This window comes from Rhizobium sp. NZLR11 (assembly GCF_019685115.1).
GTDB lineage: Bacteria > Pseudomonadota > Alphaproteobacteria > Rhizobiales > Rhizobiaceae > Rhizobium.
The window spans coordinates 41,436-54,571 of the sequence record NZ_JABDWD010000011.1; the positions used below are offsets into that span (position 1 = coordinate 41,436).

At 61.1% G+C, this 13,136-nt stretch carries 11 protein-coding genes; 6 read left to right on the forward strand and 5 right to left on the reverse strand.

Features of this window, described 5'->3' with window-relative positions; translation table 11 throughout:
* Window positions 1-193: 193 nt before the first annotated feature.
* From HJB83_RS19575 to HJB83_RS19595, 5 genes are all read left to right on the forward strand, one after another.
* A complete protein-coding gene (locus HJB83_RS19575; protein ID WP_221116533.1) occupies window positions 194-1,399 on the forward strand; it encodes an ROK family transcriptional regulator in 1,206 nt (401 codons plus the stop codon).
* A gap of 362 nt (window positions 1,400-1,761) precedes the next feature.
* Window positions 1,762-3,117, forward strand: coding sequence for an extracellular solute-binding protein (locus tag HJB83_RS19580; protein ID WP_207581586.1), 1,356 nt, complete (start codon window positions 1,762-1,764; stop codon window positions 3,115-3,117).
* Between the two features lie 227 nt (window positions 3,118-3,344).
* Complete coding sequence (locus tag HJB83_RS19585; protein WP_207581585.1) at window positions 3,345-4,229, forward strand: carbohydrate ABC transporter permease; 885 nt, start codon at window positions 3,345-3,347, stop codon at window positions 4,227-4,229.
* An 11-nt stretch (window positions 4,230-4,240) separates the two neighbouring features.
* A complete protein-coding gene (locus HJB83_RS19590; protein WP_164016154.1) occupies window positions 4,241-5,155 on the forward strand; it encodes an ABC transporter permease subunit in 915 nt (304 codons plus the stop codon).
* Between the two features lie 12 nt (window positions 5,156-5,167).
* The gene (locus HJB83_RS19595) at window positions 5,168-6,277 is read left to right on the forward strand and encodes a sn-glycerol-3-phosphate import ATP-binding protein UgpC (protein ID WP_221132300.1); all 1,110 of its coding nucleotides are present in this window, start codon (window positions 5,168-5,170) and stop codon (window positions 6,275-6,277) included.
* 48 nt (window positions 6,278-6,325) lie between these two features.
* On the opposite strand, the gene HJB83_RS19600 is transcribed toward HJB83_RS19595, so the two are convergent.
* Window positions 6,326-6,799, reverse strand: a complete 474-nt coding sequence (locus tag HJB83_RS19600) for a cupin domain-containing protein (RefSeq protein ID WP_207581583.1) — start codon at window positions 6,797-6,799, stop codon at window positions 6,326-6,328.
* 174 nt (window positions 6,800-6,973) lie between these two features.
* Between HJB83_RS19600 and HJB83_RS19605 the strand changes: the two genes are divergently transcribed.
* On the forward strand, window positions 6,974-7,516 hold the full coding sequence (locus HJB83_RS19605; RefSeq protein ID WP_221132301.1) for a hypothetical protein: 543 nt from the start codon (window positions 6,974-6,976) through the stop codon (window positions 7,514-7,516).
* 3 nt (window positions 7,517-7,519) lie between these two features.
* On the opposite strand, the gene HJB83_RS19610 is transcribed toward HJB83_RS19605, so the two are convergent.
* The 4 genes from HJB83_RS19610 to HJB83_RS19625 all read right to left on the reverse strand — a co-directional run bounded on the left by HJB83_RS19610 (window position 7,520) and on the right by HJB83_RS19625 (window position 13,132).
* The gene (locus tag HJB83_RS19610) at window positions 7,520-9,622 is read right to left on the reverse strand and encodes a beta-galactosidase (protein WP_221116536.1); all 2,103 of its coding nucleotides are present in this window, start codon (window positions 9,620-9,622) and stop codon (window positions 7,520-7,522) included.
* A 108-nt stretch (window positions 9,623-9,730) separates the two neighbouring features.
* Window positions 9,731-10,606, reverse strand: a complete 876-nt coding sequence (locus HJB83_RS19615; protein WP_207581580.1) for a 2-hydroxy-3-oxopropionate reductase — start codon at window positions 10,604-10,606, stop codon at window positions 9,731-9,733.
* Window positions 10,603-11,397, reverse strand: coding sequence for a 2-oxo-tetronate isomerase (gene otnI, locus HJB83_RS19620; RefSeq protein WP_221132302.1), 795 nt, complete (start codon window positions 11,395-11,397; stop codon window positions 10,603-10,605). The genes HJB83_RS19615 and otnI overlap by 4 nt, the downstream gene beginning before the upstream one ends.
* A gap of 10 nt (window positions 11,398-11,407) precedes the next feature.
* A complete protein-coding gene (locus HJB83_RS19625) occupies window positions 11,408-13,132 on the reverse strand; it encodes an ABC transporter ATP-binding protein (RefSeq protein ID WP_221132303.1) in 1,725 nt (574 codons plus the stop codon).
* Window positions 13,133-13,136: the final 4 nt, after the last annotated feature.

Sequence of the window (13,136 nt, forward strand, 5' to 3'; positions counted from 1 at the left end):
TGCAGCCTCCAGTTTTTGACATTTACGCATTTCCGAGGGCTTCCGCCATCGGTGTTCGAGAAGTCGTCTCGGAGCGTCGTCGGAGCCCTTGTCGGCGTCCTGCGTTCCCTGGAACTCTCCGGCTCCTTATTAAGTCAAGTGTCTTGACTTATTACTTCTTCAACATTCTATTGGAGTCAAGAGGCAATTGCACATGAATGACAGCCGTCCGATCCGAGCCAAGAGCGGCACCAACCACGGGGGCACCAGTGCCCATAACCGGCGCGTGATGATCGATGCCCTGAGAATCAACGGTGCGCTTTCCCGCGCCGATCTGGCGCGGGCGACGCGGCTGACCAAGCAGACGGTGTCCAATATCATTGAGGAACTCGAACGCGACGGTCTCGTCAGTTCGCAGGAGGCGGTGAGGAAGGGCAGGGGCCAGCCCTCGACGCCCTATCGGCTCGTGCCGGAAGGCGCCTTTGCGATCGGCCTGCAGATCGACCGGCATGTGACGCGTGCGGTTGCGGTCGATCTTGTCGGTAGCGTTCTCGTGCGCGACGAGGCCGGGCTCCCACCTGGAGGTCCGTCGCAGGGGGCGAAGGTGATCCTCAATCTTGTCGCCAGCGTGCGTTCGAAGCTTGCCGGCGTCGTCCGGCAGTCGGAAAAGCGGCTTGTCGGCCTCGGCGCGGCCATGCCTGGGCCCTTCGGCGTCGCCGGTAGCGGCGACGATCCGTGGATGATGGAGGCTTGGCAGAAGTTTCCGCTGTTGGAAACGCTGACTGCCGGCACCGGGCTCGATGTCGACCTGCAGAACGATGCGGCGGCGGCAGCGACCGCCGAGCGCATGGTGGGGGCGGCCCATGGGCTCGACCATGCCATCTGCCTCTTCGTCGGCTATGGCATCGGTGCCGGGCTTATCCTGAATGGCGAGCTCTACCGCGGCGCCAACGGCAATGCCGGCGAGATCGGCATGGCGCTGCTGTTTGCCGACGGCAAATCGACGCCGCTCGAACATCGTGCCTCCCTCGCCTCGCTCTATCAGCATCTCTCGGCCGATCCCGCCGATCCCGACCTCCACGCACGCATCAACGACCTTACCTTGAGCGGCGATCAAAGCATCGACGCCTGGGTCGAGGCGGCGGCGGTCGACCTGCGCTGGAGCATCCATCTCATCGAGACCCTGTTCGATCCGCAAACCGTTATCCTTTGCGGCAGCGCGCCGGAAGCGCTGGTGAACAAGTTGATTGCGGCAATCGGCCGGTTGCTGCCCTCGATCGCCGAACGTCGCGGTCGCATACTGCCGCGCCTGCAGCCCGGTATGGCCGATCCCTGGTCGGTCGCACTCGGTGCTGCCGCCGGGCCGATCAGCCACGCGTTCGATCCGCGTTTTGCTGCAATTTTGAAGGATTCCCTTTGATTTCAAGGCTAAAACCAGACGTTGCACACGAGTGCAGTGGCGGAAAGATAGCCGTTTCTGCAGGTTTCATGTGACGGTATCCCCGAATAAGGATGCTCTGTCGCAATATAGGCAAATATTGAAAACCCTTGATAATTATAATTATTCGAATATGAATATAACTGTTCGGCAGTGCGCTGGGGAGGCTGGCGAGGCTTCTCTAAATATAGCCTCGGCTGCGGCAAATAACATCCGAATGAAGGTTTTGTGACGGCACGATTTCGATCGTTTCATGTCATGTAATATTCATTAGCCGCAGCAATTTGAACCAGCTAATAGGGCGTGCGCTGAAAGTGCGCGTCTCTTTTACGTTCGAGGTTCTCATGCAAGCCAAGCTTCTCGGCGCCGTAGGCGCCCTTCTCGCTACAGCGTTTCTTGCTGGTCCCGCTGCCGCCGCCGATAAGACCAAGATTGACTTCTGGTTCGGCAATTCCGGTGACATCGCAAAGCGGGTCCAGGAACAGTGCGATCGGTTCAACCAGTCGCAGGCCGATTATGAAATCGTCTGCACCAGCCAGGGCAGCTACGACGCTTCCCTGCAGAACACCATCGCCGCCTTCCGCGCCGGCAAGCAGCCGACCATCGCCCAGGTCTCCGACGCCGGCACGCTCGACATCATGCTTTCCGGCGCCTACTACCCGGCCAACAAGCTGATGACCGACATGGGCTACAATGTCGACTGGAAAGATTACTTCTCCGGCATCGCAAACTATTATGCGACGTCGAAGGGCGAGATGTATTCGTTCCCCTTCAATTCCTCGACCGCTCTGCTCTACTGGAACAAGGATGCCTTCGCCAAGATCGGCAAAGACCATGCTCCCGCCACCTGGCAGGAAGCCGGCGAAGACTTCAAGGCTCTGAAGAACGCCGGCTATGCTTGCCCGCTCGCCTTCGACATCTCCAACAACGAAGTCTGGCAGTACATCGAGCAGTTCGAAGCCGTCAACGGCGAAGCGATCGCGACGAAGAAGAACGGCTTTGAAGGCCTCGACGCCGAGCTGGCGTTCAACAAGAACCCGCTGCTCGTCAGCTATGTCAAGGACCTCAAGTCCTGGTACGACAACAAGCTTGCCTTCATCAAGAACAAGGCCGTCGGCCAGACTTTCGTCGAGGCTTTCGCCGCCGGCGATTGCCAGGTCATCCTGACCTCGGTCGGCGACCATGGCAATGTTGGCCGCACCGCCAAGCAGGGCATGAACTGGGGCGTTGCCATGCTCCCCACCTACGGCAACGCAACCCGCCACAGCTCCTACGTCGGCGGCGCTTCGCTCTGGGTTCTGAAGGGTCACTCCGACGCCGAATACAAGGCTGCTGCTGCCTTCTTCAACTTCATCGCAAAGCCGGAAGAAGCTCTCACCTGGTCGACTGTTACCGGCTATATCCCGGTTCGCAACTCCGGTTTCGAATACCTGAAGAAGCAGGGCTTCTACGACAAGGCTCCCTATGCCGGCCGCGAACTCGCCATTCAGAGCCTGACCGCATCGCCTGCTGACGACACGGCTGCGCACGGCATCCGCCTCGGCGGCCTGCTGCAGGTTCGCACCGAAATCGCAAACAGCCTGCAGGCAATCTTTGTCAACAACGCTGACGTCCAGGCTTCGCTCGACGGCGCGGCCGAACGCGGCAACCAGCTCCTGCGTCGCTTCCAGCAGACCTACAAGAACGTTCAGCTTCCCTGATCATTCGATATGAGCCGCACCCAGCCCGCGTTTGGCGCGCTGGGTGCGTTTTGCAGGTTCTTCAATCGGACGCGGATGCGAACTCGCCGCCCGCGCCTACCGCATAATCCCTTAAATCGGAATCGATTTAGGGATAAATTATGCAGCAATTCAAAAGCTGCAGCGTCCTTTGCGCGTCTGAAAGAGGCGCGGCGCTGTGGGTCAAACCAGGGCGAAAACGACCACTCATGGAAAAGCGCGTCACTTTCTCCTCGACGACGATCGGACTGCTCTTTGCATTTCCGATGCTGCTGCTGATCTTCGTATTCTTCTATTGGCCTAGCGCCCAGGCGCTCTATTGGGCGTTCACGCTCGAGCAGCCATGGGGCGGCGGCAATGCCTGGGTCGGTTTCGACAATTTCAAACAGCTGCTTACCGACCCGGTCTATTGGGACTCGATTTCCCGCAGCATGATCTTCGGCTTCAGTTCGACGGCCATTGCCATGGGTCTGGCGCTCATCCTAGCGCTTTTGACAGATCGTGAACTGCGCGGCCATAAGATCTACCGGTCGGTCTTCATCTGGCCCTACGCGATTGCCGCGCCCGCTCTCGGTCTCGCCTTCCGCTTCATCCTGGCGCCGGAGGCAGGCCTTCTGTCGGTCATCAATCACGTCTGGCCCGGTCTCTGGAATCCGGCGCTCGACGGCAAGGATGCGATGATCGCCGTCATCGTTGCATTCTCCTGGAAATATATCGGCTACAATTTCATCTTCTTCCTCTCGGCGCTGCAAGGCATTCCGCGTTCGCTGATCGAGGCCGCCGCAATGGACGGTTCGGGGCCGATGCGCCGTATCTGGGATATTCAGCTGCCCTTGCTGACGCCGACGCTGTTCTTCCTGCTCGTCATCAACATCACCGAGAGCTTCCAGGATTCCTTCGGCATCGTCGACGTCATGACGCAGGGGGGGCCGGCGCGCGCGACGGACCTCATGGTTTACAAGATCTATTTCGACGGCTTTAGGGGCCTCGATTATTCGGGCGCCGCAGCCCAGTCGATCATTCTGATGGTGCTCGTTGTTCTTCTTACCATCTTTCAGTTCCGCTTTATCGAGCGGCGCGTGCACTACAAGTAAGGCCCCTGCACATGATCGAACGCACCCCAATATTCAATTTCATCTGCTATACGCTTCTCGCGCTCGGCATGGTCATCGCGCTCCTGCCTTTCGCCATTGTCATCATCGCGTCGACCCTCGATCTGGAGACGGTCAATCGTGTGCCGCTGCCGCTCACGCCGGGCTCGCATTTCTGGGAAAACGTCCAGACCGCCTGGGTCCGTGCCGATCTCGGCAACAAGCTGTTTCACAGTATCATCTTCGCCGCGGCGGTCGGCGCCGGCAAAGTGATCCTTTCTGCCATGGCAGCCTTCTCGATCGTCTACTTCCGCTTCCGCGGCCGGTATGTGATTTTCTGGATCATCTTCATCACGCTGATGCTGCCGCTGGAGGTCCGCATCGTGCCGACCTATTCGATCGCGGCCAATGCGCTGCAGCCGTTCCAGACGATCCTTGATGTCCTCGGCATAAGCTGGCTCGTGGCGCAGATCACCGGCATCCAGATCAAGCTCGAATGGGGCCTGCTGAATTCCTATCCCGGTCTCGTTCTGCCGTTGGTCGCAACGGCGACCGGCACTTTCCTTTACCGGCAGTTTTACCTGACGGTTCCGGACGAACTTGCCGAGGCCTCGAAGATGGACGGATCGGGTCCTGTCCGGTTTTTCTGGGACATTCTGGTGCCGCTTTCGCGGCCCAACATGATCGCACTGTTCACGATCATGTTCGTCTGGGCATGGAACCAGTATCTCTGGCCGCTGCTGATTACTACCGATCCGAATTTCGGCATTGCTGTGACGCAGCTCAAGACCCTCATTCCCTCCGAATTCGGCCTGCCAGACTGGAACGTCGCCATGGCAGGTACACTTATCATCATGTCGCCGCCGCTGGTGCTCGTCATCCTGATGCAGCGTTGGTTCGTGCGCGGCCTTATCTCTACCGAGAAATGAAGGAATAGTCCTGTGGCACCTATCTCAATCCGTGATGTGAAGAAGAGCTACGGCAAGAATCCCGTCGTTCACGGCGTCGATCTCGAAATCCAGTCCGGTGAGTTCATCGTCATCCTCGGCCCGTCCGGCTGCGGCAAGTCCACACTGTTGCGCATGATCGCCGGCCTGGAGGAAATCAGCGGCGGCGAAATCGCAATCGATGGGCGCGTCGTCAACCGGCTTGAGCCGCGCGAGCGCGGCTGCGCCATGGTGTTTCAGAACTATGCGCTCTATCCGCATATGAGCGTCGCCGAGAATATCGGTTATGCCCTTAAAGTGGCCGGCGTCTCCAAGGTGGAGCGTGAGCGCCGCATCGCCGAAGTCGCCAAGGCGCTCAGCCTGGAACCCTTCCTCGACCGCCGGCCCGCCGCCCTTTCCGGCGGGCAGCGCCAGCGCGTCGCCATGGGCCGTGCGATGATCCGCGAACCGAACGTGTTCCTCTTCGACGAGCCGCTTTCGAACCTCGACGCCAAGCTGCGCATCGCCATGCGCGCCGAAATCCGCCGGCTGCATCGCCGCCTTGGCGCCACTTCGATCTTCGTCACGCATGACCAGACCGAGGCCATGACGCTGGCTGACCGGCTGGTGGTGATGAACGGCGGCAGGGTCGAGCAGGTCGGCACCCCGGAAGAAGTCTATCATCATCCGGTGTCGCGTTTCGTTGCCGGCTTCGTCGGCACGCCGGCGATGAACCTGCTTGAAGGCACAATCAATGACGAGGGTGTCTTCGTCTACGACCAGAGCCGCAAGATCGCGCTGCCGCGCGAGCGCGCAGCACCGCTGAAAGGCAAACGCGTCGTGCTCGGCATGCGCGCCGAAGCGGCCCGGCTGGTGGCCCCGGATGCGCCCGGTGCTCTCACTGCAACGGCCGATTTCATCGAAGAACTCGGCGCGAGCCGTGTCGTTCACGCCGATTTCGACGGGCTGCCCTTTGCCGTGGCGCTGACCGAAGCCGTGAAGGTGAAGTCCGGCGATCCGATCGGCATCGCGATCGACTATAACGCGATCCATCTCTATGCCGCCGATACCGGCCGGATCATCGAGAACCCTGTGATGAGCAGCGCTGGCGCCGTTCACGCGTGAGGGGACGCGCCGAGGTTGCTTTCTTTCCAGCGGGCGTGGCGGCATGCATCAGCGATGGATCGGGTCGATCCAGGGCACGTCTTCCGGTTTCTCGATCGGCTCGATGTCGAGATTGACGACGACCGGCTCCTGGCCTGAACGGACGAGCACGCATTCCAGCGTCTCGTCGCGGCTGGCGTTGATCTCCTGGTGCGGCACATAGGGGGGAACATAGATGAAGTCGCCGGGACCGGCCTCGGCGGTATATTCCAGATGCTCGCCCCAGCGCATGCGGGCTTTGCCCTTGACCACGTAGATGATGCTTTCGAGGTCACCGTGATGATGGGCGCCGGTCTTGGCGTTGGCATGGATCGTCACCGTGCCGGCCCAGATTTTCTCGGCCCCGGCACGCGCATTGTTGATCGCGGCGGCGCGGTTCATGCCCGGCGTCTGCGCGGTGTTCGGATCGAGCGAATTGCCGGGAATGACCTTGACGCCATGTTCCCGCCAGTCGACGTGATGATGCTCGTGATCGTCGCTCATGCCTTGCCTCCACCTTCGATGAGATCAATCTAGGCGGAGGCGGCGCGAGGGCCAAGTGGATTTGCCGGTCACGCGGGCCGGAATATCTGATCGAAACGAAAAGCTGAACGAAGTTGGGTTGCACACTATGCCGGTGCATCGATAACGTCTGCGCAAAACGAAAGAGCGGACCCGATGAGCCACCTCCCACAGATCGACTACGACACTGCTTCGCAAGAGGTTCGTGCGGCGCATGACGAGGAAGTCAGGCTGCGCGGACGCATGACCAACATGAAGCGCACGCTGCTGCATTCGCCGGCCGCCCATCGCATCTATGCCGAATGGTTCACGCTACGGGCAGAACTCGATCCTGCTATCGGCGACCGGGCGATCTGGATCTTCTCGCATGCAATCTCGAAGGCGGCGAAATCGAAGATCGCCGTCACCTTCTTTCGCCGGGCTTTGATCAACAAAGGTTTCAATCCCGACGCGCTCGAACTTTCCGAGGAGGAAGCGCTGCTCGAGGCCTTCGGCAAGGCGACCGTCGCCGATTCCAATGCCGTTCCCGCCGAACTCTGGGCGAAGCTGAAAGAGCGCTACGAGACGCGGGTGCTGGTCGATCTCGTCGCTTTCGCCGGCATCATGCTGGCTACCGCCGTCTTCAACAATGTCGTCGAGGTCGATTTCGACCCCGAGTTTGAAGCCTTTGCCGAAAGCGCCGATTCACCGGCATCCTGAAACTCAACGATCGAGCGGCAGGATCAGCACATCGCGCGCCGGCACCTCGATGCCGCCATTGTCCATATGGTCGATCGGCCAGACGGGTTGGCCTCGCGCCAACATTCCGCGGGCAAGCGTCACCTCTGTTTTCTGTGCAGTTCTCGTCGGGTTGACGAGCCAGAGAAAGCTGCCTTTCTCCCCGACGTGAATGCGCGGGAAGAGCGCGCCATTCGAAAGCGTCGCATGCCGCTTCTTGCCGCTCCATGTTATTAGTTCGGCGAAGAAAGCCCCGTTCGCCTTTCCCAGCGTGCGGTAATAGGCGACGGAGGGATTGGTGCCAATTAGCAGCGTGCGGCCGTTGCCAAAGGTATTTTCGACGACGGCAAGACGGCCGTCAGTGAAATGCCCACGTGCCGCGCCGCCCGCCAGCCGGTAGGACTGCAGGAAACCGCCGCCGTCGACAGCTGCGCCGTCGAGATCGAAATGGATGCGGTCGCCGATATCGGGCATGAATTCGACTTCTTCCTCGCGCGCACCGAAGACCTCGTCGAGGCCCATGTTCGGCTGCACGGTGCCGACATGGCCACGATCGCCGAAATAGCCGGGGCATGCTTCGGCAATCAGTGTGCCGCCGTTTTCGACCCAGGCTTTCAGGCGTTTTGCCTGTTCTGATGTGAACATGATCGGGTAGGGGAAATAGAGGAAATCATAGGGGTCGATATCGTCGATATGCACCCAGTCCGGTTGCGCGCCCTGTTCGAGGAAGGCGCGATAGGCGCCCCACATGGCTTCGGGGTAGGGCTTTTCCTTACGATCGTGGTTCAGGAGGTAATCGAACTCCTGCGTTTCGCGGATAAACAGGATGCCGACCTCGCCGCGCACCGGCTTTGCCTCCCAGAGGGGACCTTGCGCCGTGTCGTTTGCCCACTTTGCCATGGCGCTCGCCATGTCGGAGCGCGGCGTGCGCGAGCCGTCCATGCCGTAGGAGCCGAAGGCGCCGAAAAGGGGGCCGTCAAGCAGCGGGCGCCAGCGAAGGTTTAGGACGCCGCGGGCGCCGCCGGCAAGCGAGGTCATGCTCCAGAGGCGGATATCCTCGGGCTCGGCGACACGGCCATCCTCCTTGTCGCGGCCGATCACCTGCGGCTGCAGCCAAAGCGGGCCGCCCTGGCGCTCGGCATGCCAGAAAGGCTTGCCGCGGGCGGCGGCGCGGTTGATATCGACGCCGTACCAGTTCTTCCAGGCTTCCGAGCCCTTGCGCGCCTGGATCCAGGTGAAGCCGTAGACTTCGACCTTGGAAGCGGCGAGCCAGTCGTCGCAGCCGTTGGCCGCCATGTTGGGAATTGCGCCCGATATGCCATGGGCAACGATGGTGTTCTTCAGATCGACGGCGCGGAGTGTGTCGATGCGCCACTGCATCTGGTCGTAGAAGTTGTCGCGCTTGAACTGCAGCCAGTCGATGCATTCGGGATAGGGCGCCATGTGGACCGGCGGCTCGATATCCTCCCATTCGGCGTAGCTGTAGCGGTGCCAGGCTGTCGCCAGGGCCTTCAGGCTCCCGTATTTCTTCTCCAGCCACTTCCGGAAGGCTGATTTGGCGTAGCTGCTGTAATCGACATCGGCGGAATAGTTGCACTCGTTCCAGACGTCGTAGCCATAGATTGCCGGGTGATCCTTGTAGCGGGTGGCGAGCGCGGTCAGGAACTTGCCCGCAGCTTCCTTGACCTCCGGGCAGTTCAGCGTCAGGGCGCCGGCACCGCCGCCATTATTGGAGAAGCCGCCGGTCGCCGCCGAGACGCCCATATAGGAACCGAGCTTGTTGCCGTCGGCATTGACCTGCAGCGCATGGGCGTATTTGCGAACGGCCCAGTCGGGCACGGCATGGATCAGTTCGGCGATGACTGTCTTGATGCCGTTTGCGGCGGCAAGGTCCAACTGGCGGTCATATTCTTCCCAGTCGTAAACGCCGGGTGCTGTCTCGATCGCGCCCCACATGAACCAGTGGCGGAAGATGTTGAGGCCGTCTTGCCCAGCGGTCGCGTAGTCGCGCTCCCAATCGTCGCGGGGCGGATTTGATTTGCGAAAATAGACGGCGCCGTAGGGCAGTTGGATATCTTTATTGAGCATTGTCTTGTCCTTTTCTATCGATGTCCGGACATGGCTTCGCCGTCCGGAGAAGAGGCTCCGGCAATAGGCAATCGAGGATGTCGTCCGGCTATTTTAAAAGCGTTTCTTCTAGCGCGGCCCTCCGGCGAGGAGTTCGAGCGTGCGGATGAGGGCGGAATGGTCGCGTTCGCCGTCGCCAATGGCGATGGCGGCATTCATCAGTTGCTGCGTCGCGGCGGTGTTCGGCAGCGACAGATCGAGCGCGCGGGCTGCATCGACGGCAAGTGTCATGTCCTTGCGATGCAGGCGGATGCGGAAGCCGGGCTCGAAGGTCTCCTTGACCATGCGCTCTCCATGCACCTCGAGGATGCGCGAGGCGGCAAAGCCGCCCATCAGTGCGGCGCGCACCTTGGCCGGGTCGGCGCCGGCCTTCCTGGCAAACAGCAGCGCTTCGGCAACCGCTTCGATCGTCAGCCCGACGATGATCTGGTTGGCGACCTTGGCGGTCTGGCCGTCGCCACTGCCGCCGACATGGGTGATGTTCTTGCCCATCTTTTCGAAGAGCGGTCTGGCGCGCTCGAAAGCCTGCTCCTTGCCACCGACCATGATCGTCAGCGAGGCGGCCTTTGCGCCAACTTCGCCGCCGGAAACCGGAGCATCGAGATAATCGCAGCCGAGGGCCTCGACGCGCTTGGCGAAGCTCTTCGTCGCCACCGGCGAGATCGAGCTCATGTCGATGACAAGCTTGCCCTCGGACAAGCCCGAGGCGACGCCGTTCTCGCTGAAGAGAACCGTCTCGACGTCAGGCGTATCCGGCAGCATCAGGACGATGATGTCCGAGGCTTCGGCCACAGCCTTGGCGCCTAACGCCGCCTTGCCGCCCTTGTCGACGAGATGCTGCGAGACCTCCTTGACACGGTGGAGATGCAGCGTGTGGCCGGAATCGATCAGGTGTTCCGCCATCGGGCGACCCATGACGCCCAGTCCGATGAATCCTATATTCATGCTGTTCTCGCTTGCTTCCGGTAGGGTTTCATCCAGCCGAGGCCCTCGCTGGTGCCTGATTTCGGCTTGTATTCACAGCCGACCCAGCCGTCGTAGCCAAGGCGGTCGAGTTCAGAGAGGATGAAGCGGTAATTGATCTCGCCGGTGCCGGGTTCGTTGCGGCCGGGATTGTCGGCGATCTGCACATGGGCGATCTTCTCCTGCAGCCTTGTGAAGGTCGGCATCAGATCGCCCTGCATGATCTGCATGTGGTAGAAATCATACTGGATATAGAGATTGTCGGAGCCGACCCTGTCGAGGATGCGTTCGACATGGGCGGTGCTCGACAGGAAGAAACCCGGAATATCGCGCAGGTTGATCGGCTCGATCAGCAGCCTGACGCCGGCATCGGCGGCGCGCTTTGCTGCATATTTCAGATTGTCGACCAGCACCGTTTCCAGCGTTTCGAGGTCCGCACCCTTTGGCACCAGGCCGGAGATGACGTTGACCTGCCGGCAATTGAGCACCTTGGCATAATCGAGCGCCTGGGTCACACCATCGCGGAATTCCTGCACGCGATCCGGCAGGCAGGCAATGCCGCGCTCACCGCCGGCCCAGTCTCCTGATGGCACGTTGAAGAGCGCCTGTTTCAGGCCACTTGCCTTCAGCGTCTCGGCGACCTTCTCCTTCGGCTCGGCATAGGGGCCGAGATATTCGAACGCGCCGAAACCGTCCCGTGCGGCAGCGGCGAAACGATCGAGGAACGGTAGGTCCTGATAGAGGAAGGAAAGGTTGGCGGAGAATTTCGGCACTGGACAGTCCTTAGATGGCGGGCGCGACGAAACGATGCCGATGCAGCATGCGCTTGTCGCGGGGGTCAGGATTGGGAACGGCTGATATGAGGCTCTTGGTATAGGCCTCCTTGGGAGCGGTGCAGATCTGCTCGGCCTCGCCGAGTTCGACGATTTTGCCGCGATGCATGACGGCGACCCGATCGCAGAAATAACGCACGACTGAAATGTCGTGCGAGATGAAGATGAAGCTCAGGTTCAGCCGCTGGCGGATATCGAGCAGCAGATCGAGAATCTGGCTGCGGATCGAGACGTCGAGCGCAGAGGTCGCCTCGTCGGCGATGATGATGCGCGGATCGAGCGCAAGCGCGCGGGCGATGCCGATACGCTGGCGCTGGCCGCCGGAGAAGGCATGGGGGTAACGCTCCATGCCCATCGGATCGAGGCCGACGAGCCGCATCAGCTCGGCGACGCGGTCCTCCAGCGCCTTGCCCTTGGCGAGGCCGTTGACGATGAGGGGATCGCCGATCACCTCCTTGACGGTCATGCGCGGATTGAGCGAGGCGAACGGATCCTGGAAGACGAGGCGGACTTCGCGGTGGAAGGTGCGCAGCTCGCGTTTCGTCAGCTTGGTGACGTCGATCTCGGTACCGTCCCTGCCGCGATAGGTGATGCTACCCGATGTTGGCTCGACGGTGCGCAGGATGAGGCGGCCGAGTGTGGTCTTGCCGGAGCCGCTTTCGCCGACAATGCCGAGGTTCTCGCCGGGATAGAGATCGAAGCTGGCGTCGTCGACCGCGCGTAGCGTATTGGCTTTGCCGTGCCAGCCGTAAATTTTGCCGAGATTGCGGACGGAAAGGATCGGCTGCGGCGCTTGAGGCGACAGCGCCACGGCCGGCAGCCTGCCTTCGACATGATGAGTGAGTTTCACCGTCGAGGCGAGCAGCTGGCGGGTATAGGGATGCTCGGCGGCGTGATAGATCGCGTCGACCGGACCCCGTTCGACGATGCGGCCGAAGCGCATGACGGCGACGTCGTCGGCCACTTCGGCGACGATGCCCATATCGTGGGTGATGAGCAGCATGGCCATGCCGCGTTCGACCTGCAGGCGCTTGATCAGGTCGAGGATTTCGGCCTGGGTGGTGACATCGAGCGCCGTGGTCGGTTCGTCGGCGATGAGAATATCGGGATTGCCGGCAAGCGCCATGGCGATCATAGCGCGCTGGCGCATGCCGCCGGAAAATTCGAAGGTGTAGCGGTCCGCCATCCTGTCGGGATCGGGGATTTCGACTTGGCGCAGCAGTTCGACGGTTCTTTCGCGGGCGGCGCGCTTGTCGAGATCGCTGTGCAGGCGCACGGCCTCGATGATCTGCGAACCGATGGTATGGACCGGCGACAGCGAGCTCATCGGCTCCTGGAAGATCAGGCCGATGCGGCGGCCGCGGATGGCGCGCATCGCCCGATCCGACGGCTTCAGGGCGGCGATATCGGTGACCCCGTTACCCCCGGTGACCTCGTCGCCGTTGCGCAGCAGGATGCGGCCGGAAACGATGCTGCCGGGGCTGTCGACGATCTGCAGCAGCGAGCGGGCGGTGACGCTCTTGCCGGAGCCGCTTTCGCCGACGAGGCAGAGCGTTTGGCCGCGTTTCAGCTCGAAACTGACATTTTCGACCGCGTGCAGGATGTGGGTGCGCAGCCTGAAATCGATCGAGAGGTTTTCGACGGAGAGAACGACGTCTTCGGAAAGATCGGTCACGATT